Here is a 25300-nt window from a genome sequence, read left to right as displayed (position 1 = left end):
CCAGGGGTTCGCGGGGCTTCGACGTGGCGGTGACGGTGGGATTTGAACCCACGGTAGGGGGTTACCCTACACAACTTTTCGAGAGTTGCACCTTCGGCCGCTCGGACACGTCACCGCCGAAGAGTTTACGTCACGCCACGCGAACCCGCCAATCGACGGGACGCTACGTGACGGCCGGTACGACTTCGGCCAGGAGGTCCGTGATCGCGCGGCGTTCCGGCATCTCGCGGGCGAAGACGTAGGCGACGGTGAAGCCGAGGCGACCCAGCTCCTCGAGCTGCGCGACGACACCTTCGACCTCCGACGACGAGTCGATCGAGATCATCGTCGTCTTCTCGATGTCGTCGTAGTCCCGGCCGACGTCGTCGCAGTGGCGCCGCAGCACGTCGAGCTTGTGCGCGGCCTGCGGGCCGGCGAACAGGTTGCAGGCGTCGGCGTACTGCGCGACGAGCCGCAGCGTCTTGCGCTCGCCGCCTCCTCCGATCATGAGATAGGGATGCGGCCGCGACAGGCTCTGAGGAGAGTTCAACGTGCGCCCGAGCCGGTAGTGCTCGCCCTCGAACGGGTCCTCGGAATCCGACCACATCTGCAGGCACACGCGGATCGCCTCCTCGAGGCGCTCGAACCGCTCGGCGGTCGGGGGGAAGCGGAAGCCCAGGCCCTGCGACTCGTCCTCGTTCCATGCCGCCCCGATCCCGAGACCGCCGCGTCCGCCCGACAGCACGTCGAGGGTCGTGACGTCCTTCGCGAGCAGGGCGGGCTCGCGGTAGGTCACGCCGGTGACGAGGGTGTGGAGCAGCGCCCGCTCGGTGTGTGCGGCGATGAAGCCGAGCGTCGCGTACGCCTCGAGCATCTCGTTCTCGACGGGGCCGACCCCGCCGATCTGCCAGAAGTGGTCCATGACCGTGATGCGCGCGATCCCGGCCGCCTCGGCTTCGCGCACGTGGGACGCGAGATTTGTACCGAGCGCCTGAGGGCCGCCGTTCCAGGTGAAGTCTGCGATGTGTAGTCCGAGCTGCATGCTGTCCGGTCTCCGCTCCGGGAAGGAGGAACGCCCTCTCGCCGTTCACGCTAGTGGCCGGGAGGCACCCTCGGGTCGATCACGCGGAACCGGTCGCATCGACTACGGCTCGATCGGGCGCCCGTTCGGCATCGGCCCGGTCGTTCCCGCCCGACGCGTCACGCTGCCGCGCGGCGGGTGGTCGCGAGCCACGCGGCCAGCGCGAGAAGGATGCCGCCGCAGACGCGCTCGATCCACACAGCGCCCCGCTGCTTGAGCAGGCGAATGGCCTGCGAGCCGAGCAGCGCGTAGCCCAGCATGATCGCGAAGTCGAGTGCACAGAAGACCGTGCCGATCACCAGGTACTGGGGCAGCTGCGCCGCGCCCGGATCGATGAACTGCGGCAGCAGCGCCCCGACGAACAGGTAGCCCTTCGGGTTGGTCACGGCGACGAGGAAGCTCTTCGCGAACAGAGCGCTCCGCGCCCCGCGCGGATCGGCTGCCGGGTCGCCGTGGAGCAGCGCGCCCCGTGAGATCAGCATCCGCAGTCCGAGGAACGCAAGGTACGCGACGCCCACCCACTTGACGATCGTGAACGCCGTCTCGCTGGCCAGCAGCAGCGCTCCGAGGCCGACCCCGACCGCGATGACGAGCACGATGTCGGAGGCGACGGCACCCAGCATCCCGAACGTGGCGCGGCGCACGCCGTACCGTGAGCCGTTCGCCAGCGCGAGGAGCACGGTCGGTCCGGGGATCGCGATCGCCACCCCGGCGGCGAGCGCGAAAGCGAGCAGCACGTTCACGTCCACGGGCGGTCCTCCGGTGAGCAGGGCAAGGCGGGGTGCGCCGGATTCGGCGAGTGGCGCCGAGCATAGCGGCCGCGCCCGACACGGCGCGAGGACCCTCTCGGTCGTCAGCCCTCCGCCGTGACCGAAACCTCCGCACCGTCGGGCGCGATGAGCGTCACCACGACCGAGACGGGCGCGCCGAGCGGCACGCCGATCTCGACGGTCGATCCGATGAACCGCCCCACGCGCCGCACCCGCCGGAACGAGATCGTCCCCTCGACGAGCGGCGCGCGCGGCGCGATCGGGATCGCCGCGAGCTCGACCTCGGCGTTCAGCCCCCGCAGCAGCGGGAGGATCGGGCCGGGCGGGAACGGCCGCGGCTCTCCGAACGGATCACGGAACGGCTCCGGCACCGGCCGCAGGTCGGGGAAAGTCCGCCCCCGCCGCCGCGCCGCCGCCACCCGCAGCCGGTACGGCTGATCGGACGCGGCGTCGGTGGCGACGACCACCACGACCCCGGCGAGCGCCCGCGCGGTGATCCCGATCAGATCGAGGGTGGCGGCGGGCGGCGGTGGCGGGGGCACCCATCCGGGGATGGTCGTCGTGCGGCTCGTGGTGCGTCCGCGGGGATCGGTGATCGACACGTCGACGGTGACGGATGCCGCGGCATCCGCTCTCGAGAACCACAGCGCGAGCGGCGACCGACCGGCTGCCCGCGCCCCGCGCTGCAGTTCGGCCGGTCCGCCGGGCGGGGTGGTGAGCGGCGTCTCGACGAGCGACCCCAGCGAGACCGGTCCGATCTCGACCGGCGCGGGCCCGGCCCCCGTGATGACGGCGCGCAGCACGTGATCGCCGAGGTCCACGGCCGCAACGGGCGCAGTCGTCGCCGTGCGGACGACGAGCCCGGTGTGGGCGGCGTCGGTCTCGGCGAACGCGAGGTCTTCGAGCACGGGCGGGGTGTCCGGCGCGGCGAGCACGGTCACGACGTCCGAGGCCGGGGAGTGCAGCCCGCGCACGGCGCGCTGCGGCTCGATCGCCTGCGGCACGGCGATCGCGCGCACGAACCACGGCTGCCACGCCGGCGGCATCACGCCCTGCCATCGGGCCTCGTAGACGAGCTGCCCGGTCACCGCGTCGCGCACCGGCGTCGCGCCGTCGAGCTTCACCTGCGCGACCGCCTCGGCGAAGGCGGGCCCCATGGTGTCGGCACGCAGCGCGGCGCGATCGCTGCGCGTGCGCAGCAGGCGGAAGCTCTCCACCGGAAGCGGACTCGCCGCCTCGAGCTTCAGCAGCACCTCGGTTCCGGTGGTGACCGCGACCGGAACCGAGCGCACGACGGGCGGCTCCGGCCGGCTGAGGCGCGGGGCGATCACCACCCGCAGATGCTCGTGGGGTGCGGTGCCGGCCGGCCCCTGCGGCCACGGCGACTCGACCGCCGTCGACGAGACGATCGTGACGGCGAAGAGATGGATGTCGGTCGACCCGCGCGGCAGCGTCACGTCGGTCGTGCCCGCCCCCGCGTCGACCTCGGACAGACGCCGGAACACGCCGCGCTGCCGGTCCGGGGTGAGCCCGTCGTACGCGGCGCGCAGCGCGACCAGGCGCTCGGACGGGCTCAGGGCCGGATCGGCCTGCGGCGAGAGCCCCGCCGTCTGGCGGAGCGCCGTCTCGGCGCACTCCCACACCACGGCGGTGCGGGCATCGGCCCCGGCGGGCAGGCTCCACGAGACCGACGCGTGCGAGCATCCCGCCGCGTCGGGGAGGCTCGCGAGCGGTACGTCGGGCAGCAGCGGCGGGGGAAGCGGATGCACCGGCACGGGGCTCGCCGCCTGGATGTCGGTCCGCGCGCCGAACGGCGTCGGCGTCGGGCCGACCAGCAGGTGCCGGCGCCCCCACAGGGCCGCCCCCCACCGGCGCACGGTGGCGAAGTCGAGCGTCGGCACCGTCGCCGTCATGCGGTAGCGGCGGGCCCCGGTGCCTCGGGGTGCGCCGCCGAGCGGAGCGGTGCCCTCCTCGTTCAGCTCGATCACGGTGCAGCCGACCCCGGTGGGGGTGTCGCCCGCGAAGGTGATCGCGAGGTCGCGGGCGAAGCCGCCCGCCGGCACCGATCCCCCCGGGTCGAGCGTCGGCGGCACCCCGGGAGCCGGAGCGACCGGATGGAACACGACACGCACATCGATGCGCGACGGCCGGCGCTCGGACCACTCGGTCGCGACATCCACCTCGATCGTCGTCGGCGCGGCCGTCGAGCCGGCGTAGCGCGTGTCGAGCTTCGCCGTCACGATGGCCGGCAGCTCCGGAGCGGGCTCGGCGCCGGCGTAGGCCACGTCGCGCCAGGGCGACCACACCCCGAACACGTCGGCGACCGCCACTCCGTAGCGCACGGAGCGCCCGCCGCTGCCGAGCGGGATGACGGCCGGCGCATGCATGAGGGAGGCCCGGTCGAAACCGGGCTGGCCCTGCGGCGCATCCGGCGAGATCGCGACGGTTCTCCAGCCCTGCGGGCTGCGTCGCTCGATGATCGGGTCGGCCGCCGGGGCTCCGGCGTCGGAGACGATCGCCGCCTGCTGCGTCGGGGTCCCCAGCATCGCCGAGGCGAGCGCCCGCTTGTAGGACAGACGGATGCTCTCCCCCCACGCCTCGTCGGGCTGCCGCGGCTCCACGATCCCCGCGCGGGTCGCGGTGAGCTGCGCCGGCGCGGGGACCTGGGTCAGTCGCGCCCCCCTCGGGGCGTAGGCGGCGAACTCCGCCGACCCCATGCCGCCCGGGAGCGGTTGACCTTCGACGACCTGCTCCCCGGGTGCGAGCACGTTCGCGTACTTCGCCGTGATGAGCAGCTCGTCGCCGCCGATGGCGATCTGGTCCTCGCCGAGCGGTTCGACCGCGTAGACCGAGCCGAAGCCCGTCGCCAGGTTCAGGAACGGATCGACCTGCGCCGTGAGGCCGAGGACCGCCCACGGGCGCACGTCCGTGTTCGTGTCGAGCGAAGAGGTGGATGCCTCGTCCACGTGCGGTGCGGTGGTCGAGGTCCACGCCTCCTTCTGCATCTGCGCGAACTCGGGCAAGGCCGGGTCGTAGAGGTCCCCGATCGCGGGGAGCACGAACGCGCGGACCTCGTCGACGAGCGACGGCGGATCCGGCTCCTCCCAGGGCGGCGCCTGCACCCCGGCGGGCGTCAGGCCGTCCCAGCCGAGGGGCGGCGCTCCGCGGGTGAGGCGGTGCACGGCGGCGTCGACGGGCCGCTCGAGCGAATGGACCCACCCTTGATCGCTCGTGTCGTAGTCGCCGAGCCCGCCGTCGACCGGCAGCCCGACGAGCTCGAGCGGCTCCCAGTCGTCGGCGTTGACGATGTCGTGAAGGGTGGTGATCGCCACCGTCGGCGAGTGGCCGTTGACGAGCACCGCCCACGTCGCCCCACCGGTCCGCACGTCGAGCTCCGCCGCCGCCCCCGCCGCGACGCGCTGCGCGGCGGCGCCGACCGTGCCCGCGAGCCCGTCGCGCCCGAGCCGGTAGAGGAAGAGGCCCACCGGCTGGGCGGGATCGGACGGGGTGCACCGCACCACGACGCGTCCGGCATCCACCCCTCCCCACGCGAGCCGCAGCCCGCCTGTGACCCCGACGACCTCGGCCTCGACCGGCTCCGGCTTGCGCCGCTGCGAGACCGGGCGCCGCCACACCATGAAGGCGCCGTGCGGGACCCCGAGCTCGGCGGAGCACGCCCACACGACCCGGACGTCGCCGGAGCGGCGCTTGAGCCGCTCCCAATCGACCTTCCGGCCCAGCAGCTGCGCACGCTCGCGTGCGACGCGGGTCCAGTCGATCTCGACGGCCTGAGCCCGCATGCGGAACGGATCGGCGATGCGTGCCATCAGTCCTCCACCTCCCAGGGCGCCCGCTGCAGATCGACGCGCACGGCGGTCACCGCGGTCTCGGTCGTGGTCGTGGGCATCACGTCGCGGTGCACCAGCGCGAAGCGCGCCTCGCACCCGCGCGCCGAAGGCCCGAGGATCGCGATGGCCCGCGTGCCGCCCGGTCCGCGGATGATGCGCTGCACCGTCGCGCGGGGCAGGTCGCCGGCCGCCGGCGGCGTGGCGTCGGCGCGCAGCACGAGCCACTCGCCGGGACGCCCGGCCCAATACCCGTGGCTCGGGTCCGGAGCATCGGGCGGCGCGGCCACCCAGGTCGGCACGGTTCGCGTGCGCCAGAGCGGCTCGCTGCCCTCGACGATCACCGCGAGCGGCTGAGGCGTGGCATCCGTGCTCCACAGCACCCGCGTGCGCGGCCAGTCCGGCACCGGCTCGACGTCGAGACCCGCGCGCTGCAGTGCGTCGTCGACGGCGGCGCCGGTCGGCTGGTCGGCGAGCGCGGTGATCGCCGAGAAGTCGGCGACGGCGCGGTGCTCGACGACGGCACCCGAGGTGAGCGCTGCGAGGTCGGCGGTGTCGCGGAAGCGCGAGGTCGTGAACCCCACGCGGTGCACGAGGATCGGATCCGCGCCCGTGCCCTTCACGACGCTGTGGACGTCGACGAGGTAGTCGGTCAGCGGCTCGAAGTCGTACTCGAGCGTCGTCGTGTACACGTTCTCGGCGTCGACGTCGACGTTCACGCAGGCCAGGCCGTCCTCGCCGATCACCTCCAGCACGGCCGTGTGCCACGGCTTCAGCACGCCCGCCGCGCTCTCGAGCGTCGCGAGGACGCCGTCGGGATCGACCGGGAGGATCACGCCGTCCGCCGGGGAGCCGCCTCCGGGAGGTGCGGGATGGTCTCCGGATGCCGCGCGCACCGTCACCCGAAGCTCCCGGCCGTACGCGTCGAAGAGTCCCGTCACCCGCTGCGTCGCGAAGACGATCTTCACCTTCTCGCGCGTGAAGACCCCGACTTCGTCCATGCTCGGCGAGGTGCTCGTGATCCAGGGATCCAGGTCGATCGGCGCAGTGCCGGCGGTGCGGAACGCGAACGTCTGCGGCGTCGCGACGGGCGCCCAGCCGTCTCCCTCGTCCCCCGTGCCCGGCTGCCCCTCGCCCTCCTTGCTCGTGGCCTCCCACGTGACGGCGAGCGTGTAGTCGGTGCCGGGGTTCAGCAGCGCGACGTCGTCCGCGCCCTTCGAGAGGGCGTTGGACAGCGCCGTGCGGTCGCGGTCGATCGTGAGCTCGTCCCACTCGTAGCGCTCCCGCTCACTGGCGAACGCGCCGGTCGCGGCGACGACCACGAACGGGTCGCTGAACTTCCCCTGCCCGTCCCGCCGACGCCCGATGACGATACGCGCCGTGCCGTCGGGCACGTCCTTCAGCGGAACGAACGCCGGCAGCAGCTGCCGCCCGGCCCAGCGCAGCCGCGCGGCGATGACGCCCGCGCGCCACACCGGGTCCGCCCACGGCCCGTCCGGCTCGACCCACTCGTCCGGGAGCCGCTGACCGCCGCCGAGCATGTCCGAGCCCCTCACCGGCCGCTCGTCGAGCGCCGTGCCGTCGGCGCTCTCGCACCGGAGGACGACGCCGTCGTTGAGGCCCCGCTCGTCGACGAGCAGCAGCACCGCGAAGGCGACGAAGGTGTCGTCGTCGCGCACGAAGGCGACCGCGTCGCCCAGTTCGTGGGGCCGGAATCCCTCCTGCTCCCACGCCGTCTTCACGAGGATCTGCTCGTCCTCGGTGCCCCAGGGGGCGGGCTGGTCGAGGTCGCGCGACGGCGCGCGGAGCACCGCGCCGCGGCATCCCCCCTTCGGCTGCCGGCCCGTCGCCGCGCGGCGTCCGTCGGCGACGGGCGCGGGCGGTTGCGCCTCCCAACCGGTGCGCTGGGCGACCGCGCCGAGGTCGTGGAGCGACCCGCCGTCGCTCAGGTACTCGGCCGCCTCCGTGAGCGAGACGCCGCTGGCGAACGCGCCGGAGCTGAAGGTCGTCGGGGGAAGCCCGTCCCACCGTCCGAAGGGATCGCGCGGGTCGACCGGGTCGGCGGCGGGATCGAAGCAGAGCACCTGATCGCCGATCACGACCGCCGGGGAGGTTCCCTGAGCGAGATCGACGCGGGGACGGATGCGCCACAGCTCGATGACGCGCACCCGCACGTCGGCGGCCTGCGTGCGCACGGTGCCGGGCGGATCCGGCCACGGGGCACCCGTGAGGCGCCACCCGTCGTCGCTCGGTCCGTCGGGACTGTCGTGGAACGTCCACAAAACGCGGGCGGGCGGCGCGCCCTGCGAGCACACGCTGCCCCACTGGTGGCGGACCGTCTCGACGAGGTTCTCGCCGTACGGGACGGCGGTCGGCGTGGCCGTCGGAAGCCAGTCGAGGAGGGCCAGCGTCGGCCCGGCGTGCGGACCGGTCGTGGCGAGCGGCGCGATCCACGTGCTCGGCGCGTCGCCCGGCCCGATGCCGCCGGTGAGCGTGATCGCGTTCACGCGGTATCGCCACCAGCGGTCGCCGACGCGGGTCCAGAAGTTCGGCCCGCCCGCGGGGAGGTTGACCGGAGGCTCGCCGAGGATCTCGACCTCGGTGCCGCCCGGACCCCCGTTCATCTGCGGCGCGGTGTGGAAGGCGATGAGCGGGATCGCGTCGATCGGCACGACCGGGACGGGCTCGCTCGTGCCCGCGCGCGCGGCATCCCCCAGCTTGCCGTCGATGACCTCGCCGGCGCCCGAGCCCTCGATCTTGGCCGGGGTCCGCGCGATGATCGAGACCCCGGCGACGAGGTCGCGGGGCTTCGGAGTCGGAGTAGGCGGCGCGCCGATCGTGAGGCTGACGCATCCCTTCACCGAGAAGAAGAAGAAGTCGACGCTGCCGCACACCTCGCCGTGCACGTACGGCTCCTGCGTGATCGTGCCGTCGGGGTTCGCACGCGTGCCGACCTGGACCTCGAGCGTGGCGCTGGCGGAGATCCCGACGATCCACAGCCGCAGCTCGCCGCGCACGTAGATCAGCCCGGCGAGGTAGAAGGGGTCGAGGCCGAGGATCGCGTCGAACCCCGCCGCGACCTCCAGGTAGAGGCCGATCGACTTGCTGCCCATGAGCACGGCCTGCAGGTGGAAGCCCGTCGCCACGGCGAACCCCGACGGGACCGACAGGACCGGATCGGTGGCGAGCGTGATGCCGTTGCCGTGCACCATCAGGTAGCCGCTGCCGCGGATGACGTCGAGCACCGCGACCGTGACGCGCTCGGCCTCGGGGTAGCGGCCGAGATCGACGAACCAGTTCTCGGGGTTCGCGGTCTCGAAGCTGGCCGTGACGGGCACGCGCACCGTGAGGATGCTCTCGATCTCGTAGGCCGCGACGATGCCGATGAGGATCTTGCCCGCCCCGAAGTCGATGTCGAGCACCGCGAGGAAGGTCGCCGTCTGATTGCTGCCGAACACCGGCGGCAGGCTCAGGACGTCGGCCTTCATGATCAGGAGCAGGCGCGGGCCGGGCAGCTCGATGAGCACGATGCCGTCGAGGTGCACGGTGAAGCCGCCGTCGACCGTGCCCACGGCGATCCCCGCCGCGAACGCGAAGGCGCCGGGCTCGAGCCGCCAGCCCTCGGGCGCCATCACCTGCCCGGTGCGCGGGTACTGGGCCATCACCCAGTCGAGCGCCGGAGTGAGCGACCCGGCGAACGGCGACTCGTCGCGGCGGTAGTTCACGCCCACGCCGCCCATGAAGCCGTAGATGCCGAGACCCGAGTTGCCCAGCAGGATCGGCACCGGGAACTCGACGCGACCACCGACCAGCACGCCCGTCACCCCACGGGCGGGGTCGCGCTCGACGGCCAGCACCGCGCCCACGCGGATGTTGACCGGCGTGACGGTGAGGTCGAACGCGCCGCGGAAGCCGAACTCGGTGAACTCGAGCGACCCCGACCCGTGCAGGGTCCCGGGGATCTCGATGCTCGCGCGCAGCTTCGTGATCTGCAGGTCGAGGGGCGGGCCGTCGAGGCGCACCCGGACGCGCACGGCATCGACGCTGACGATGCCGAGGTCGACGCCGAGCCCCACCTCGACCTCGAGATAGGTCGGATTGTCGCGGCTCACCCGGAAGCCGAGGATGCGCAGGATCTCGTCGAGGGGCGGGGTCGCCGTGAGCGCTCCGGCCGGGACGTCGAGCGAATAGCCCCGGCTCGGGTCGAACACCGGCAGCGGCACGTACTCCACGCCGCCGGGCGCGGACCCCGTCCCCCACTCCGAGCGCACGCCGATCGCCTTGTAGCGCGCCTTGATCGGCTTCGCCGGGTCGACGCGCACGAGTTCCAGATCGAAGCTGAAGGCGATCTCCAGATCGAGCAGGATGCTGATCTGCACGCCGCGATCGGAGGCCGCGGTGATCCCGTCGGGACCGAGGACGCCGCTCGAGACGACGAGTTCGCCGCCGCGCAGCATCAGCTCGTGGGTGTGGAGCACGTCGCTCGCGCCGAGCGCGACACTGCCGAGGGCCACGATCGCTCCCGCGGCGGGCGAGAGCTCGACGGCGCTCGAGGTGAGAGGTGCCATGACGGCGAGCGCCCCCAGCACATTGAGGGCGTCGGCGTTCGCATCGCCCTCGGTCATGATCGCGAGACCGTCGAGGTCCTGCTCGGCGGCGCGGAACTCGGCCGTGATGTCCCACGCGGCACGATTCTCGCTGAGGCGCAGCCGCACCAGGAAGAGGCAGATCCCGTCGGCGGCGTTGCGCGCGCCCGATCGCAGCGGGCTCTCCCCGCGTCGTGCGAGCGAGGACTCGACGGCCGTCTCGATGTCGAACTCGCCGTAGATCTCCGCGCGGACGAGCGTGTCCCGCACGATCTCGACGCGCACGCCGATCTTGCGGAAGCAGTCCGGACGCTGCGCCTGCGGCGGCCGCGGATCGGTGCGGGGCGCCGGCGGCAGCGCCGTGCGGGTGATCTCGGCGCGGCAGATCTCCTCGGTCGCCGGCATCGGCTGCCAGCGCGCGACGGCGAGCCACCAGTACGAGGCGCCCCGCGCCGGGCGCGGCGTGACGCCGTCCATGAGCCCGGGGATGGTCGCGGTCGAGTTCGCGAATCCCGAGCCGTGAGGAGTGCCCGCCTGCACGTTGGTGAAGCCCGCGTTGCGGAGGGCTCGGATCGCCGCCTCCATCCGGCGGCGTGACAGCGCGAGATTGTGACTGTCCTGTGCGGTCGAGCCGGGATCCTCGTGCGAGGCGTAGCCGTCGACCGTGATGAGCTGCCCCGCCCCGACCTGCGCGACGCGCGCGGCCATCGCCGTCTCGAACGCGGAGCCCCCGGCGGCGCTCGTCGCCCGCCCGGACGCGGGCCGGTCGCGCATGTCGGCGTTGCTGTCCGCCCAGGCCAGCCGCGCATCCTCGCGCGCCTGCTCCTCGGGCGTCAGCGGCGGCACGGGAGCGGGCACGGGCGCCGGCGGGAGCTGGCCCGCGGTCGGGCGATCGAAGTGGAACCAGCATCCCGCCGTCTGCGCCACCCCCGCCGGAATCGTCGCCGTGACCGACACCGGGGCGCCCGCGGCGACCGGCACGGTGAGCGTCTCCCCGGTCGAGCTGCCGCCGCTCCACGTCCAGGCGACCGAGCGCCGCGGCTCGAGGCGCACGGTCACGTGCGTCGCGGTCTCGCCGTCCTTGACGATGACGTGCGTGCCGCGCTGCGTCGGACGCACCTCGGTCGTCGATCCGCTCGCGCCCGCGCCGCCGGTGGGCGCCGTGTCGCGCGCCGCGGTGATGGTGCGCACCACCGCCGGCGCCGGTCCGCCGTCGTCGGCCGTGACCGTGATGGTCACGGTGCCCGTCGCCGGCGTCGTGACGGGTGCCCGGTCGTCGGTGACGGCGCTTCCCGAGCCGACCGTGATCGAGATGTCGACGGGGGCGATGCCGCCCTCGGTGTCGACGACGATCTCCGACGTCTCGGGCAGCAGCGCCGTACCGGCTCCGGGATCGGGGATGTAGCGACCTCCGGCACCGCGGAAGCTCACGAGGATGCGCGGCGAGCCGCCGCGGTTGACGACCTCGGCCTCGAAGATGCCGGTGACCCCCTGGTGCTCGCCGACGCCGATCCAGAGGTTGCGCACTCCCGCGCTGACCGCCACGCCCTCGAGCCCGGACGGCGAGACGAACAGGCGCACCTCCGGCAGGAAGAGGCCCTGCCAGGCGGCGGGCTGCACGCGCGCCTCGGGCGGCAGGCCCGACGGAGCAGCCTCGCCCGACAGATCGAGCACGGCGGTGCGGTAGGCGAACCCCACGGTGGAGCCGGGCCCGATCAGGGCGTACGGCGGCTCCATCCGCACGAACTCGTAGATGTCCTCGGTGCCGCCGCCGGAGCTCGTCGCCGACGACAGGAGCTTCACCGCGACGGCCTCCCCGGCCAGCTGCATGACCCGCACCCGCAGCTGCGGCACGACGAAGGTCACCTCGGGGAAGGCGGGGTCGGGGATCAGCTGTCCCTGCGCGTCGAGCTGCGCGCCGACGAGGCCCGGCACCCGGATGGCGGCGAGGGGCGCCGTGATCACGACGCGCCAGCCCGAAGCGGGGGCCTGCAGCTCGCCGACCGCGACGGTGACGTCGGGGTCGCGCAGCTGCAGCACCGAGCCGCTCCCGCCGAGGCCGCCGGTCGCGAGGTCGAGGCCGGGGATGCTCGTCACGCTCTGCGTCACCGAGGTGACGTCCCACGTGCCGAACTCGTCGGTCTCGGTCGAGGTCGTGACCGCGTCGGTCATCTGCTCGAGCAGCGGTCGCAGTCGATCCGCACCGCCGCCCGCGCCGGACAGCGTATCCCAGAGGCTCATGGCGCCCTTCCGCAGGATGGATCACCGAAAGAAGCGACGCCCGCAGGCTCGCTCGTTGTGTGGCACTTCCGTGGAACGGTCGCAACTCCATACGCCGACGGGCGGTGAGCCCCGCGCGGCGGAACCCCCGCTGCGATGCGAGCCACATCATCCTCCCGGCGCGCGGCATGCGCAAGAGGGTCGGCCGATGGGGCGGGATGCCGCGGGACGTCAGGCCGCGAGGAACTCCCGGTGGTGGTACCCGTCCGGGTCGAGGACGGCGACGGTGGACTCGGGCACCTCGAGGAAGACGCCGGGGAGGTCGTTGAGCGGCTCGGACACCACCACCTGCGCGCGGTCTCCGAAGGCCTCGAGGCGCGCGGCATCCGGATACATCTCCCGCAGCGCGGGGACGTCGGCCGAGTGGAACAGCGTGCGCGAGCGGCCCTGCGTCGAGTAGCGGAACGCCCACAGCGTGGAGCCGTCCGAAACGGCGATCGTCCCCTGCATCGGGAACGGGACGCCCGCGTCGCGGCCCACCTGCTCGACGCGCCGGATCGCCGCGCCGACGCCGGCGACCGGGTCGTCCATCAGCCCGTGGGTGAGGGCGAGGTGGAACAGCACCTCCGAGTCGGTCGTCCCCTGGATGAAGGGATAGAGCGACGGGTCGACGTCGAGCACCAGGTCGCGCTTGTAGGTGCCGAAGCCCGAGATCGAACCGTTGTGCATGAACAGCCAGCGGTCGTGGCGGAAGGGGTGGCAGTTGGTCTGCTGGATCGGCGGTCCCGCGGCGGCACGCACGTGCGCGAAGAACAGCGGCGAGCGTACGGCTCGGCTGATCTCACGGAGGTTCTGGTCGTGCCACGCGGGCTCGATCGACCGGAACACCGCCGGCTCCGCGCCGGGCGCGGCATCCGGATACCAGCCCAGGCCGAATCCATCGCCGTTGACCGTCTCGGCGCCCAGCGGCGAGTTCAGCGACATCGCCACGACCGAGTGCTGCGCGTCGAGGATCAGGGTCGAGGGCGCCAGCGCCTCGCCCGTGTAGGCCAGCCATCGGCACATCGCGACTCCCTGAGCTCGGCGGGCGCCCCGGCGGACGGGAGGATGCCTCGGCACGAGGCATCCACCTCCTCACGGCGGCGTGCGGACTCAGCATACGGCGGGGGCGCGTCGTGCACAGCGGACGGAAGACAACGCCCTGGTGTCGCCGATCGGGCATAGCGTGGGGCCATGACAGAGCAGCCGCCCGCGAGCGCCGCGAAGCCGGCCGGGTCCGCCACGACCACCCAGCGGTTGGTGCTGTGGATCGCCGTTCTGGCGTCGTTCGTGGCCTTCCTCGACGGCACCATCGTCAACGTCGCGCTGCCGGCCATCAGCGACGAGCTCGGCGGCGGCATCACGACGCAGCAGTGGGTGGTCGACGCGTACCTGATCACGCTGGGTGCGCTGATCCTGGTCGCCGGCTCCGTGAGCGACGCGTACGGCCGGGTGCTCGTGCTGCGCATCGGGCTCATCGGGTTCGGCGTGGCATCCCTCGCCATCGCCGCCGCGCCGACGGCCGAGTTCCTCATCGTCGCGCGCGCCGTGCAGGGCGCTGCGGGCGCCTTCCTCGTCCCGAGCTCGCTCGCCCTCATCACGTCGAACTTCGCCGGGGCGGCGCAGAGCCGCGCGATCGGCATCTGGACGGCGATGACGACGTCGGCGATGATCGTCGGCCCTCTGATCGGCGGGCTCCTGGTCGACCTCGCGAGCTGGCGCCTCGCGTTCCTCATCAACGTCGTCCCCATCGGCGTGACGCTCGCCCTGCTCGCGCGCGGCGACTTCCGCGACACGCGACGCCCGGATGCCTCGATCGACTGGCTGGGCGCCGCGCTGTGCACGCTCGGCCTCGGCGGAATGGTCTTCGCGCTGATCGAGCAGCCCAACCTGGGCTGGTCGTCGCCCGCGATCTGGCTTCCGATGGTGCTCGGCGCGGTGCTCTTCGTCCTCTTCATCGTGCGCCAGCGCACCGTGCGCAGCCCGATCCTCCCGCTCGACCTGTTCCGCGTGCGCAACTTCTGGACGGGCAACGTCGCGACCGCGTTCATCTACGGCGCCCTGGCGCTCAACGGAATGGTGGTCGTGGTCTACCTGCAGGAGGGAGCCGGTCTCTCCGCGACCCTCGCCGGGCTGGCGAGCCTTCCCACGACGGTGCTCCTGATCCTCCTCAGCTCACGTGTGGGCGGGCTCAGCGGCCGCTTCGGTCCGCGCTTCTTCATGACGGTCGGCCCGATCACGATGGGGATCGGCGCGCTGCTCCTGCTCACCGTGGGCACGGACTTCTCCTACTGGTGGCAGGTGCTGCCGAGCATGATCGTGATGGGGCTCGGTCTCGCCCTCACGGTGGCACCGCTGACCTCGGCGATCCTGGGGGCGATCGGTCCCGAGCGCTCCGGCATCGCCTCCGCGGTCAACAACGCGGTCGCGCGCGTCGCCGGGCTCATCGCGATCGCGCTCGTGGCGACCATCGTGGGCGGCACGCTCGACCTCGACGGCTTCCACCGGGCCGCGATCGTCACCGCCGCCCTGATGATCGTCGGCGGGGTCGCCTCGTTCCTCGGCATCCGCAATCCCGCCCGCGATACGGCGCACGACGCCGATTGACCGGCGGCTCTTCCGCTACGGGACACCCGGTGCCAAGATGTGCGCATGAATCGCCGTCGCCCATGGCGGCTCGGCGTCGCGCTGCTGCTGGGGGTTGCGCTCTTCACGTCGGGATGCGGCACGACCGCACCCGCCGAACCCGAAGCGGCTGAGCCCGAGTCGAGCGAAGCCGTCCCGTCCGAGCCCGCCGAGGTCTGCCCTGACCCGCTTGCTGACGCGCCCACCGGCGCCGTCGACGACCCCTTCGCGCTCGGAGACGAGATCGTCGTCGAGTGCTTCACCGTGACCGTCGACGCCGTCGAGAGGGATGCGACCGAGGCCGTCACCGCAGCGAATCCCGGCGCCGAACCGGCCGCGGGCAACGTGTACATGACGGTCACCGTGACGATCACGCGCTCCGCCGGCGGAGCCGCCGAGGCGTCGGAGGTGGAGGTCGCGCTCGGCGGTTCGCAGACCACGAGCGGCGAGCCGTCGCCCGACCTCGCGGTGGACCCCGCGCCGCCGAGCGGAACGCTCGACGAGGGGCAGAGCGTCACCGGCACCTACGTGTATGAGATGTCCGGCGGAGCCTCGACGTCCGTCGAGATCGCCGTGGGCGCCATGACACCGCTCAACGTGCTCCCGTACTGACGCGCTCGCGGCTGGCTCGCAGCATCCGCTCACTGCCAGACTGGCCGCATGGCCGTCATCGAGAACTCGAAAGTCACCATCGTCGGCGCGGGCAGCGTCGGATCGAGCGCCGCCTACGCCGCGCTCATCCGCGGATCGGCGCGCCACGTCGCCCTGTACGACATCGCGACCGCGAAGGTCGAGGCCGAGGTGCTCGACCTCGCGCACGGCACCCAGTTCACCGGCACGAGCGACATCATCGGCGGCAGCGATCTGTCGGTGGTGGAGGGCTCGCACGTGGTGGTGATCACGGCGGGCGCCAAGCAGAACCCCGGCCAGACGCGCATCGAGCTCGCCGGCGTGAACGCCGGGATCATGAAGAAGATGATGCCGGAGCTGCTGAGCGTGGCACCCGACGCGATCTACGTCATCGTCACGAACCCGTGCGACGTGCTCACGGTGCTCGCGCAGGAGGAGTCCGGCCTGCCGCCCGAGCGAATCTTCGCGTCCGGCACGGTGCTCGACACGTCGCGCCTGCGGTGGAAGCTCGCCCAGCGCGCCGGAGTGTCGACCTCGAGCGTCCACGCGTACATCGTGGGCGAGCACGGCGACACCGAGTTCCCGCTGTGGTCGAAGGCGACGATCGGCACCGTGCCGATCCTCGAGTGGGTGACGCCGGCCGGGGACCGCATGACGACCGCCGAACTCGACCAGATCGCCGTCGACGTCCGGGACGCCGCCTACAAGGTGATCCAGGGCAAGGGAGCGACGAACTATGCGATCGGGCTCTCCAGCGCCCGCATCATCGAGGCGATCCTGGGCGACGAGCGCGCCGTCATGCCGGTCTCGCCGGTGCTGCGCGACTTCCACGGCGTCGACGGCGTCGCGCTGTCGGTGCCGTCCGTGGTGAGCGCGGCGGGGGCAGTGCCGATCCGCGAGACGCAGTTCGCCCCGAACGAGCTCGAGCTCCTCCACCGCTCGGCCGCCGCGCTCCGCGACGTCGCCGACTCGCTCCGCTGACGCGCCGGGCAGCGCGCGAGAGGCACACTTTCGTGCGAGGCGGTCAGTGATTCGCGGTCGGTCTCGCACAGAAGTGGCCTGCTCACGGCGGATGCCGCCACCCCGCCCCCTACCCGCCTTCGACGAGGCGCGCGAGGTTCGCGAGCGACGATGCGAGACCCACGGCGTGGTCGGCGGGGTCGATCCCCTCGGGCACATCGGTCGCCGCCACGTCGACGTACGTGCCGCCGTCTCCCTCGGTGAACGTCCACGTCAGGGTCATCGTGCCCGCGTAGGCGGGGTCCTCGGAGGGGAAGTCGACCTCCTCGACGATCAGCTCGGGAGCATCCACGCGCACACGACGGACCACCGAGACATCCTCGTCCGCCGCCGCCTTGCCGCCGCCGCGCGGCGCCTCGAGGTAGTGCAGCACCATGCGGTATCCCGCGCCGGGATCGAACCACTCGAACCGACCGGTCATCCCTTCCGGCGGCAGCCACGCGAGCAGGCGGGCCGGGTCGACGAACGCCCGGAAGACGTCGTCCTGGTCCGCCGCGACGAATCGGGATGCCGCATCCACCCGCATGCCGACAGGCTACGCCGCGCCGCGGGGCGATGTCGCGACCCCGCCGTACGCTGATCCCATGGCCGCCACCCGACGACCCGCGCAGACTGCTCCCTACCGGTGCACCGAGTGCGGGTGGACGACGATCAAGTGGGTCGGCCGGTGCGGCGAGTGCCAGCAGTGGGGCACGGTGGTCGAGGCATCCGAATCCACCGGCATCGTGCGCACGGTCACGCCGATCTCCCCCGGCGCGGGTCGCGCGGCACGCCCCATCACGACCATCGACACGACCGACGCCCCGCGCCGCACGAGCGGGGTCGGCGAGTTCGACCGCGTGCTCGGCGGCGGCGTCGTGCCGGGCGCCGCGATCCTTCTTTCGGGCGAACCCGGCGTCGGCAAGTCGACGCTGCTGCTCGAGGTGGCGGCGCAGTCGGCCAAGTCCGGCCGGCGCGTGCTGTACGCGAGCGCCGAGGAGTCCACCGCGCAGGTGCGACTTCGCGCCGAGCGCACCGGCGCACTCCACGACGAGCTCTACCTGGCGAGCGAGACCGACCTGGCGACGATCCTCGGGCACGTCGACGAGGTGCGGCCCGACCTGCTGATCGTCGACTCGGTGCAGACCGTCGCCTCGTCGCTGTCCGAGGGCATGGCGGGGCATCCGTCACAGGTCCGCGAGGTCGCATCGACGCTCATCCGCGTCGCGAAGGAGCGCGGACTCCCCGTCATCATCGTCGGGCACGTCACGAAGGACGGATCGATCGCCGGTCCGCGCATCCTCGAGCACCTCGTCGACGTCGTGTGCCACTTCGAGGGCGATCGCCAGACCTCGCTGCGCTTCGTGCGGGCACTCAAGAACCGCTTCGGGCCCACCGACGAGGTCGGATGCTTCGACATGACCGGTGCCGGCATCGCCGAGGTGCCCGATCCCAGCGCGCTGTTCCTCGGCCACGGGTCCCCCGAGCCGGGGACGTGCGTCGCGATCGCCCTCGAGGGCAAACGAGCGATGCCGGTCGAGGTGCAGGCGCTGACCATCACGGCCACGAGCCCCAATCCCCGGCGCATCGTGAACGGCGTCGACGCCGCGCGGGTGGCGATGGTGCTCGCCGTTCTCGAGAAGCGCGGCGGCATCAAGACCAGCGACAAAGACGTCTACGTCTCGACCGTCGGCGGGGTGCGCTTCACCGAGCCGGCCGCCGATCTCGCGATCGCCGTGGCCGTGGCGGGCGCCGTCACGAACCAGGCGTCGCCGAAGACGCTGGCCGCGGTCGGCGAGCTGAGCCTCGCGGGCGAGGTCCGCCCGGTCACCCAGGCAGCTCAGAGGCGCACCGAAGCGGCGCGCCTCGGCTACAGCGACGTGATCGACAACCGGTCGGGCACGCTCCGCGGTGCGCTCAATGACGTCCGCACGCGGGTGCGCCCCGGCCGCGGCGACGACATCCCCGAGTTCTGACGCCGCTCAGGCCTGCGGCGGCGGAGCCGCTCCCCAGAACAGCGCGTCCGGACATCCATCCGGGACGTACCAGCCCTGTCCCTGCGTCCGCGTCTCGCCGCCGCCGATCTCGATCGTCTCGCCGTCCGTCCAGACGCGGCCGTAGACGAGGTTGCCGGCCTCCATCCGTGCTTCACCGACCGGGAACACCGGCACGTAGGTGGCGTCGGGGGTCTCGACCCACACGCAGTCCTCATCGATGTGCAGCGTCCCCGTGAGGAGCGCGTCGTGCCACGCCTCCGCGGGCGGCTGCACCGCGAGAGGTCCCGCGGTCGGAACGCACCCCGCCAACCCGACGGCCGCGCCGGCGAGCCCGACGGCAGCGAGGAGTCGGCGCATGGCCCGAGCGTAGCCCGCCTCGGCTCGGCCCGCGTTCGCAGAATCTCGCGAGAATCTCAGAAATATGACGCGAACGTGCGGGACTCGGCTGAATCTGCGAACGCCGAGCATCGCCGACGAGAACTCACGCGTCGAGGGCGGCGATCAGGTCGGCGGGCGAAGCCTGCAGCGGGTGCGGGCCGGCGATGTCGAAGAAGACCGTGGTGATCTCCTCCTGATGAGTGCCCAGGAACGACCGCAGCCAAGCGGGGGACTGCAGCGCGACCCCGGGCGGCAGCGTCTCGGGCTTATGCGCGGCATCGCTGAACAGCAGCAGCGCGATGTCGCCCGTGCGAGGGTCCTTGTACGTCCATACCTCGCCCACATCGAGCGGGTTGTCGCGTTGACCGGGGCGCATCAGCGGCACCACGGTCGGGCCGTGCCGCAGCGCGAAGGCGACGGCGGCCATGTCCTGCGTCTGCAGGGCGTCGCTGAGCTGCGTGTTGCGAAACTCCAGCTCCGTCTTCGCGCGCTTCTTCCCGGCCATCGTCCCAGCGTAGACGGCGGGCCCGCGCTAAGAAGGACGCATGAAGAAGTGGATGCTCGCCCATCGCACCTCCGTCGGCTGGATCGGCGCCGGCATCGCTCTGGCCGTCGCGGTCGTGTACTTCTTCATCGTTCCGGCCGAGACGGCGCGCGCCGAGGGGATCGGCTGGGTGATCCTGCGCTTCGGGCATTCCCTCGTGTGGGTGCTGCTCGCGCTCGCGGGCGCGGGGTTCGCCCTCCGCTGGCGCGAGAAGCTCGTGGGCGGCCTCGCCTGGTCGGCCCTGGGCGTCTACGCCGCCTTCCTCGTCACCCTGCTCGTCGTCGGGCCCCTGAGCTGACCCGCGCCCACCGAACCACCCGAGCCTGCCCGAACCACACCGGGCAGGGCCGCACCTGCCGAGGCCGATCCAGGCGACCTCAGAGGAGGAAGCCGCGCAGCAGGGCCTCCGACCCGGCCAGGTGGTCGAGGATCGCCGCCTCCGCGGCATCCGCCCGCCCCGCCAGGATCGCGGTGACGATCTGCTCGTGCTGGGCGTTGGAGTGCTCGATGTTGCGGGGCAGGAGCGGGAACGTGTCGAGCCACGCGTTCACCTGGGCACGGTTCTCGGCCGCCAGGGCCACGAGGGACGGGATGCCGGCCACCTCGGTGATCGCGAGGTGCAGCAGCGTGTCGAGCCGTCGGTACTCGGGTTCGGATGCCTCCGCCACCGCTTCGTACCTCGCCCAGAGCTCATCACGCTGGGCGGGATCGAGGGTCCGCGAAGCCGCCGCCCTCGCCGCACCCGCCTCGAGCACGCGGCGCAGCCCGAGGACATCGTCGAGCTCGGCCGGGTCGACCTCGCCCGGATGCGGCGGCTGCGGCAGCGGGTCGGCGACGAAGGTCCCGCCGTACCTCCCGCGCCGGCGCACGAGGTAGCCGGTGTCGGCGAGTTCGCGGATCGCCTCGCGCACCGTGTCGCGGCTGACCGCGTACAGCGCGGCGAGCTCGCGCTCGGGCGGCAGCGACTCCCCCGGTGCGACGACGCCGAGCCTGATGGTCTGCACGAGGCGGGCGACCGTGTCCTCGAGGGCGTTCCCCTCGCGAACCGGCCGGTAGACCGCCCGGCGCACCCCCCGCAGCGACGCCTCGGTCACGACCTCACCGCCCTGCGTGCAGGATGTCGGCGATCCGCACCCGAACTCGCGCGATCGACCGGTCCACGGCCGATTCGCCGCCGGATCGCCGACATCGTGCACGCCGCCATGGTCAGAGGGGCGTCACGTAGGCGTTGGTGATGCCGCCGTCGACGACGAAGGCGGTCGCCGTGATGAACGACGCGTCGTCCGACGCGAGGAACGCCACCGCGGCGGCCAGCTCCTCGGGCTCGGCGAAGCGTCCCATCGGCACGTGGACGAGCCGGCGCTGCGCGCGCTCGGGGTCCTTCGCGAAGAGCTCCCGCAGCAGCGGCGTGTTGACGGGTCCGGGGCAGAGGGCGTTCACGCGGATCCCCTGCCGCGCGAACTGGACGCCGAGCTCGCGGGTCATCGCGAGCACGCCACCCTTCGACGCGGTATACGAGATCTGCGACGTGGCCGAGCCGAGCAGCGCGACGAACGAGGCCGTGTTGATGATCGACCCATTGCCCGCCGGCACCATGTGGCGCAGGGCGGCTCGCGAGCAGAGGTAGACGCTCTTGAGGTTCACGTCCTGCACGCGATCCCACGCCGGCAGTTCGGTGGTCTCGATCGAGTCGTCGTCGGCGGGCGAGATCCCGGCGTTGTTGAAGGCGATGTCGACGCCGCCCAGGTCGGCCGCGACACCGTCGAAGAGCGCGTCGACGGATGCCTCGTCCGCCACGTTCACGTGACGGAAGACCCCGCCCACGTCGGTCGCGGCGGCTTCGCCGCTGACGGGGTCGAGGTCGGCGATCACGACCCGCGCCCCCTCCGCGGCGAACCTGCGGGCGGTGGCGAGTCCGATGCCGGACGCACCGCCGGTGATGATCGCGACGCGGTCCTGGAGTCGGTGGGTCAGGTCCATGTCGGGGTTCCTTCCTGGTGCATGTAACGAGGCAGGCGGGTCGAGGGTCGCTCGACCCGCGGCTTGTGAGACACGGGGGTGTGGGATCGGGACACGGCCGAGGGGCGGATGCCGCTCATGACGCGTCCGTGGCGAAGAAGACGTTCTTGGTTTCGGTGAAGTGCTCGGCGGCGTCGGGTCCGAGCTCACGGCCGAGGCCTGAGGCCTTCATGCCGCCGAACGGGGTCCAGTAGCGCACGGAGGAGTGCGAATTGACCGACAGCACGCCGCTCTTGACCGCCCTCGACACACGCACGGCTCGGCCGAGGTTCTCGGTCCAGATCGACCCGGCCAGCCCGTAGATCGTGTCGTTGGCCAGCGCGATGCCGTCGGCCTCGTCCTCGAACGGCAGCACGGCCACCACGGGACCGAACACCTCCTCCTGGGCGAGGCGGTCCCCGCGGCCGGCGAGCACCACGGTCGGCGCGAACCAGAACCCGGGCCCGTCGGGAGCCGAGCCCCGGAAGGCGACGTCCGCCCCCTCGAGGAAGCCGGCGACGGTGTCGCGGTGCGCGGCCGAGATGAGCGGCCCCATCTGCGTGGACTCGAGCGACGGATCCCCCACCGCCCAGTCCCGCACGGCGGGTTCGAGCAGCTCGAGGAACCGGTCGTACACCGAGCGCTGCACGAGGATGCGGCTGCGTGCGCAGCAGTCCTGCCCGGCGTTGTCGAACACCGCTCCGGGTGCCGACGCGGCAGCCTTCTCGAGGTCGGCGTCCTCGAACACGACGTTCGCGCTCTTCCCCCCGAGCTCGAGCGTGACGGGCTTCAGGCCGCGCGCGCATCCGGCCGCGACCTCGACGCCGACCTCGGTCGATCCGGTGAACACGACCTTCCGCACGTCGGGATGCTCCACAAACCGCCGGCCGACGACCGAGCCCGACCCGGTGATGACCGTGAACAGCCCTTCGGGCAGGCCCGCCTCCTCGGCGAGCTCGCCGAGACGGACAGCGGTGAGGGGCGTGAGCTCCGCCGGCTTCAGCACCACCGCGTTTCCCGCGGCGAGCGCGGGAGCGAATCCCCACGACGCGATCGTCATCGGGAAGTTCCAGGGCACGATGATCCCGACCACGCCGTACGGCTCGTGGAAGGTGACGTCGAGCCCGCCGGCCACCGGGATCTGCTGACCGCTCAGCCGCTCGGGCGCTCCGGAGTAGTAGTGGAGCACCTGGGCGACGTGCCGGGCCTCCCACCGCGCCGACTCGATCGGATGCCCCGAGTTGCGCACCTCGAGCCGTGCGAGCTCCTCGACGTGCTCCTCGACCACCTGGGCGAACCGGCGCAGGGCGTCGGCGCGCGCGACGGGCGCGTCGGCCGCCCAGCGCCGCTGCACCTCGACGGCCCGGGCGATGGCCGCATCCACCTCGTCCGCGGTGGCGCGCGGCACCTCGCGGAAGCCCTGTCCGGTCGCCGGATCGACGAGCGTGAACGTTCCGCTCATGCGGGCACGGCCTTTCCCTCGGAGGCGACGGACGCGGAGGCGGCGCGGAAGGTGGATGCCTCGGCCACCAGTCCGGCGAACAGCCGCCGGTCCTCGGCGTTCTCCTCCGGGTGCCACTGCACACCGACGAGGTAGTGGTCGCCGTCGGACTCGAACGCCTGCACGAGGCCGTCGTCGGCGCGCGCGGTCACCACGAGTCCTTCGCCGAGCCGGTCCACGCCCTGGTGGTGATAGCTGTGGACATCCAGTGACCCGGCGCCGACGAGTCCGGCGAGCCGCGAATCGGCGTCGACGGTCACCTCGTTGGTCGCGAACACGCCGCCGCCGATGCGGTAGCGCTCGGTGCCGAGCGCCTCGGGCAGATGCTGGTGGAGGGTGCCCCCCTTCGCCACGTTCACGAGCTGGAGCCCGCGGCAGATCGCGAGCACCGGCATCCGTCGCTCCTCCGCGCCGCGGAACAGGGCCAGCTCCCACGCGTCGCGGTCCGGCCGCGCCGGGTCGGTGAGCGGGTGGCGCTCGGCGCCGTAGAGCTCGGGCTGCACGTCGAGGCCGCCCGTGAGGATGAGTCCGTCGATGCCGTCGAGCACAGCGGGGGCCGCGGCATCCGGCTCCGGCTGCGGCGGCAGCAGGACGGCGATCCCGCCCGAGGCGGTGACCGCGTCGAAGTACTGCTGCGGGAGGAACGCCGCCCGGACGTCCCACACCCCCTGCTTCGCCTGCTCGAGGTACGTCGTGAGGCCGATCACCGGCCGCACCCTCGCGACGTCAGAGCCGCTCAAAGCCCCGCACCCTCTCCCAGTCGGTCACGGCGGCGTCGAAGGCCTCGACCTCGATGCGCGCCTGATTCAGATAGTGGTCGACCATGTCGTCGCCGAAGGCCGCGCGGGCGATCGCCGACCGGTCGAACAGCAGCGCGGCCTCGCGCAGCGTCGTCGGCAGATGGTCGACCCCGGCCGCGTAGGCGTTGCCGGTGAGCGCCGAAGGCAGCGGGAGCTCGTTCTCGACACCGTGCAGGCCGCCCGCGATGATCGCGGCGATGCCGAGGTAGGGGTTGACGTCGCCGCCGGGCACGCGGTTCTCGACGCGCAGCGACGGCCCGTGTCCGACCACGCGCAGCGCGCACGTGCGGTTGTCGATTCCCCATGCGACTCCTGTCGGCGCGAACGAGCCCTGGGCGTAGCGCTTGTACGAATTGATGGTCGGGGCGTACAGCAGGGTGAACTCGCGCAGCGTCGCGAGGATGCCGGCGATCCAGTGCTCCATGAACGGGCTGAAGCCGTGCGCGTCGTCGCCGGCCATCACGGCGCTCCCGTCCTCCCCGCGCACGGACAGGTGGATGTGGCAGCTGTTGCCCTCGCGCTCGTTGAACTTCGCCATGAACGTGATCGACTTGCCGTGCGCGTCGGCGATGGACTTCGCGCCGCTCTTGTAGATCGTGTGCTGGTCGGCGGTCTCGAGCACTTCGGCGTAGCGGAACGCGATCTCCTGCTGTCCGAGGTTGCATTCGCCCTTGACGCCCTCGGTGTACAGCCCGGCACGGTCCATGCTCAGGCGGATGTCGCGCAGCAGCGGCTCGATGCGTCCCGACGCGAGCAGGTCGTAGTCGACGTTGTAGTCGGTCGACGGTGTGAGGTCGCGATAGCCCTTGGCCCAGGCATCCCGGTACGAGTCGTCGAAGACGATGAACTCCAGCTCGGTGCCGGAGTAGGCGAGGAGGCCGCGTTCGGCGAGCCGGGCACGCTGACGCTTCAGGATGTCGCGCGGCGACTGCACGACGGGGTCGCCGTTCTCCCAGCCGAGGTCGGCCATCACGAGCGCGCTGCCGGGCACCCACGGCACCCGGCGAAGGGTCGCGGGGTCGGTCAGGAGCATCATGTCGCCGTACCCCTTCTCCCAGCTCGACATCGCGTACCCGTCGACCGTGTTCATGTCGACGTCGACCGAGAGCAGGTAGTTGCAGGCCTCGGCGCCGTGATCGCGCACCTCCTCCTGGAACAGGCGCGCCGAGACGCGCTTGCCGACGAGGCGCCCCTGCGCGTCGGCGAAGGCCACGATCACGGTGTCGATCTCGCCCGCCGCGATCGCGGCATCCAACTCGGCGTACGTGAGGTTCCCCGGCATGCGTGCACCCTTCCGACCCGCGTCAC

At 72.4% G+C, this 25300-nt stretch carries 18 protein-coding genes and 1 tRNA gene; 5 read left to right on the top strand and 14 right to left on the bottom strand.

Translation table 11 applies throughout. From position 1 onward, the window contains the following. Window positions 1–24: 24 nt before the first annotated feature. From ACFQ0P_RS07355 to ACFQ0P_RS07330, 6 genes are all read right to left on the bottom strand, one after another. A tRNA-Ser gene (locus ACFQ0P_RS07355) sits at window positions 25–115 on the bottom strand. A gap of 48 nt (window positions 116–163) precedes the next feature. Next, window positions 164–1021, bottom strand: a complete 858-nt coding sequence (locus ACFQ0P_RS07350) for an LLM class F420-dependent oxidoreductase (protein ID WP_204977923.1) — start codon at window positions 1019–1021, stop codon at window positions 164–166. Between the two features lie 158 nt (window positions 1022–1179). Continuing rightward, window positions 1180–1809 carry a LysE family translocator gene (locus tag ACFQ0P_RS07345; protein ID WP_204977922.1) on the bottom strand — a complete coding sequence of 210 codons (630 nt, stop codon included), beginning with the start codon at window positions 1807–1809 and terminating at the stop codon, window positions 1180–1182. Window positions 1810–1913: 104 nt separating this feature from the next. After that, on the bottom strand, window positions 1914–5657 hold the full coding sequence (locus tag ACFQ0P_RS07340) for a hypothetical protein (RefSeq protein WP_204977921.1): 3744 nt from the start codon (window positions 5655–5657) through the stop codon (window positions 1914–1916). Beyond that, window positions 5657–12502, bottom strand: a complete 6846-nt coding sequence (locus ACFQ0P_RS07335; RefSeq protein ID WP_204977920.1) for a DUF6603 domain-containing protein — start codon at window positions 12500–12502, stop codon at window positions 5657–5659. Before ACFQ0P_RS07335 ends, ACFQ0P_RS07340 begins: the two co-directional genes overlap by 1 nt. Window positions 12503–12712: 210 nt before the next feature. Then, on the bottom strand, window positions 12713–13546 hold the full coding sequence (locus ACFQ0P_RS07330) for a class II glutamine amidotransferase (protein ID WP_204977919.1): 834 nt from the start codon (window positions 13544–13546) through the stop codon (window positions 12713–12715). 168 nt (window positions 13547–13714) lie between these two features. Between ACFQ0P_RS07330 and ACFQ0P_RS07325 the strand changes: the two genes are divergently transcribed. The 3 genes from ACFQ0P_RS07325 to ACFQ0P_RS07315 are packed head-to-tail and all read left to right on the top strand — an operon-like array spanning window position 13715 to window position 16756. Next, entirely contained in the window at window positions 13715–15127 is a 1413-nt protein-coding gene (locus ACFQ0P_RS07325) for an MFS transporter (RefSeq protein ID WP_204977918.1), read from the top strand. A 45-nt stretch (window positions 15128–15172) separates the two neighbouring features. Beyond that, a complete protein-coding gene (locus ACFQ0P_RS07320; RefSeq protein ID WP_204977916.1) occupies window positions 15173–15757 on the top strand; it encodes a hypothetical protein in 585 nt (194 codons plus the stop codon). A 48-nt stretch (window positions 15758–15805) separates the two neighbouring features. Continuing rightward, window positions 15806–16756 carry an L-lactate dehydrogenase gene (locus ACFQ0P_RS07315; protein ID WP_204977914.1) on the top strand — a complete coding sequence of 317 codons (951 nt, stop codon included), beginning with the start codon at window positions 15806–15808 and terminating at the stop codon, window positions 16754–16756. Window positions 16757–16865: 109 nt separating this feature from the next. Here ACFQ0P_RS07315 and ACFQ0P_RS07310 read toward each other — a convergent pair whose 3' ends face one another. Next, complete coding sequence (locus ACFQ0P_RS07310; protein WP_204977912.1) at window positions 16866–17321, bottom strand: SRPBCC domain-containing protein; 456 nt, start codon at window positions 17319–17321, stop codon at window positions 16866–16868. 58 nt (window positions 17322–17379) lie between these two features. Between ACFQ0P_RS07310 and radA the strand changes: the two genes are divergently transcribed. Continuing rightward, on the top strand, window positions 17380–18750 hold the full coding sequence (radA, locus tag ACFQ0P_RS07305) for a DNA repair protein RadA (protein WP_204977910.1): 1371 nt from the start codon (window positions 17380–17382) through the stop codon (window positions 18748–18750). 6 nt (window positions 18751–18756) lie between these two features. On the opposite strand, the gene ACFQ0P_RS07300 is transcribed toward radA, so the two are convergent. Continuing rightward, entirely contained in the window at window positions 18757–19128 is a 372-nt protein-coding gene (locus tag ACFQ0P_RS07300; RefSeq protein ID WP_204977908.1) for a hypothetical protein, read from the bottom strand. A 124-nt stretch (window positions 19129–19252) separates the two neighbouring features. Further along, complete coding sequence (locus ACFQ0P_RS07295) at window positions 19253–19654, bottom strand: dehydrogenase (protein ID WP_204977906.1); 402 nt, start codon at window positions 19652–19654, stop codon at window positions 19253–19255. Between the two features lie 40 nt (window positions 19655–19694). Between ACFQ0P_RS07295 and ACFQ0P_RS07290 the strand changes: the two genes are divergently transcribed. Further along, complete coding sequence (locus ACFQ0P_RS07290; RefSeq protein WP_204977904.1) at window positions 19695–19991, top strand: hypothetical protein; 297 nt, start codon at window positions 19695–19697, stop codon at window positions 19989–19991. A gap of 79 nt (window positions 19992–20070) precedes the next feature. Here ACFQ0P_RS07290 and ACFQ0P_RS07285 read toward each other — a convergent pair whose 3' ends face one another. From ACFQ0P_RS07285 to ACFQ0P_RS07265, 5 genes are all read right to left on the bottom strand, one after another. Further along, window positions 20071–20787, bottom strand: a complete 717-nt coding sequence (locus ACFQ0P_RS07285) for a FadR/GntR family transcriptional regulator (protein ID WP_204981306.1) — start codon at window positions 20785–20787, stop codon at window positions 20071–20073. Window positions 20788–20899: 112 nt separating this feature from the next. Further along, window positions 20900–21673 carry a 3-oxoacyl-ACP reductase gene (locus ACFQ0P_RS07280; protein ID WP_204977903.1) on the bottom strand — a complete coding sequence of 258 codons (774 nt, stop codon included), beginning with the start codon at window positions 21671–21673 and terminating at the stop codon, window positions 20900–20902. A gap of 115 nt (window positions 21674–21788) precedes the next feature. Next, window positions 21789–23153, bottom strand: coding sequence for an aldehyde dehydrogenase family protein (locus tag ACFQ0P_RS07275; protein WP_204977902.1), 1365 nt, complete (start codon window positions 23151–23153; stop codon window positions 21789–21791). Continuing rightward, complete coding sequence (locus tag ACFQ0P_RS07270; protein WP_378771773.1) at window positions 23150–23932, bottom strand: gamma-glutamyl-gamma-aminobutyrate hydrolase family protein; 783 nt, start codon at window positions 23930–23932, stop codon at window positions 23150–23152. The genes ACFQ0P_RS07275 and ACFQ0P_RS07270 overlap by 4 nt, the downstream gene beginning before the upstream one ends. Next, complete coding sequence (locus ACFQ0P_RS07265) at window positions 23919–25274, bottom strand: glutamine synthetase family protein (RefSeq protein WP_204977901.1); 1356 nt, start codon at window positions 25272–25274, stop codon at window positions 23919–23921. Before ACFQ0P_RS07265 ends, ACFQ0P_RS07270 begins: the two co-directional genes overlap by 14 nt. Window positions 25275–25300: the final 26 nt, after the last annotated feature.

The organism is Microbacterium insulae, from assembly GCF_042677065.1.
Lineage (GTDB): Bacteria > Actinomycetota > Actinomycetes > Actinomycetales > Microbacteriaceae > Microbacterium > Microbacterium insulae.
This window is presented reverse-complemented; position numbering and strand designations above follow the sequence as displayed.

Bases quoted from the DNA above. Each gene is read 5' to 3' on its own strand.
- ACFQ0P_RS07350 (WP_204977923.1), bottom strand. From the start codon at position 1,021: ATGCAGCTCGGACTACACATCGCAGACTTCACCTGGAACGGCGGCCCT.
- ACFQ0P_RS07340 (WP_204977921.1), bottom strand. From the start codon at position 5,657: ATGGCACGCATCGCCGATCCGTTCCGCATGCGGGCTCAGGCCGTCGAG.
- ACFQ0P_RS07335 (WP_204977920.1), bottom strand. From the start codon at position 12,502: ATGAGCCTCTGGGATACGCTGTCCGGCGCGGGCGGCGGTGCGGATCGA.
- ACFQ0P_RS07330 (WP_204977919.1), bottom strand. From the start codon at position 13,546: ATGTGCCGATGGCTGGCCTACACGGGCGAGGCGCTGGCGCCCTCGACC.
- ACFQ0P_RS07325 (WP_204977918.1), top strand. From the start codon at position 13,715: ATGACAGAGCAGCCGCCCGCGAGCGCCGCGAAGCCGGCCGGGTCCGCC.
- ACFQ0P_RS07320 (WP_204977916.1), top strand. From the start codon at position 15,173: ATGAATCGCCGTCGCCCATGGCGGCTCGGCGTCGCGCTGCTGCTGGGG.
- ACFQ0P_RS07315 (WP_204977914.1), top strand. From the start codon at position 15,806: ATGGCCGTCATCGAGAACTCGAAAGTCACCATCGTCGGCGCGGGCAGC.
- ACFQ0P_RS07310 (WP_204977912.1), bottom strand. From the start codon at position 17,321: ATGCGGGTGGATGCGGCATCCCGATTCGTCGCGGCGGACCAGGACGAC.
- radA (WP_204977910.1), top strand. From the start codon at position 17,380: ATGGCCGCCACCCGACGACCCGCGCAGACTGCTCCCTACCGGTGCACC.
- ACFQ0P_RS07300 (WP_204977908.1), bottom strand. From the start codon at position 19,128: ATGCGCCGACTCCTCGCTGCCGTCGGGCTCGCCGGCGCGGCCGTCGGG.
- ACFQ0P_RS07295 (WP_204977906.1), bottom strand. From the start codon at position 19,654: ATGGCCGGGAAGAAGCGCGCGAAGACGGAGCTGGAGTTTCGCAACACG.
- ACFQ0P_RS07290 (WP_204977904.1), top strand. From the start codon at position 19,695: ATGAAGAAGTGGATGCTCGCCCATCGCACCTCCGTCGGCTGGATCGGC.
- ACFQ0P_RS07280 (WP_204977903.1), bottom strand. From the start codon at position 21,673: ATGGACCTGACCCACCGACTCCAGGACCGCGTCGCGATCATCACCGGC.
- ACFQ0P_RS07275 (WP_204977902.1), bottom strand. From the start codon at position 23,153: ATGAGCGGAACGTTCACGCTCGTCGATCCGGCGACCGGACAGGGCTTC.
- ACFQ0P_RS07265 (WP_204977901.1), bottom strand. From the start codon at position 25,274: ATGCCGGGGAACCTCACGTACGCCGAGTTGGATGCCGCGATCGCGGCG.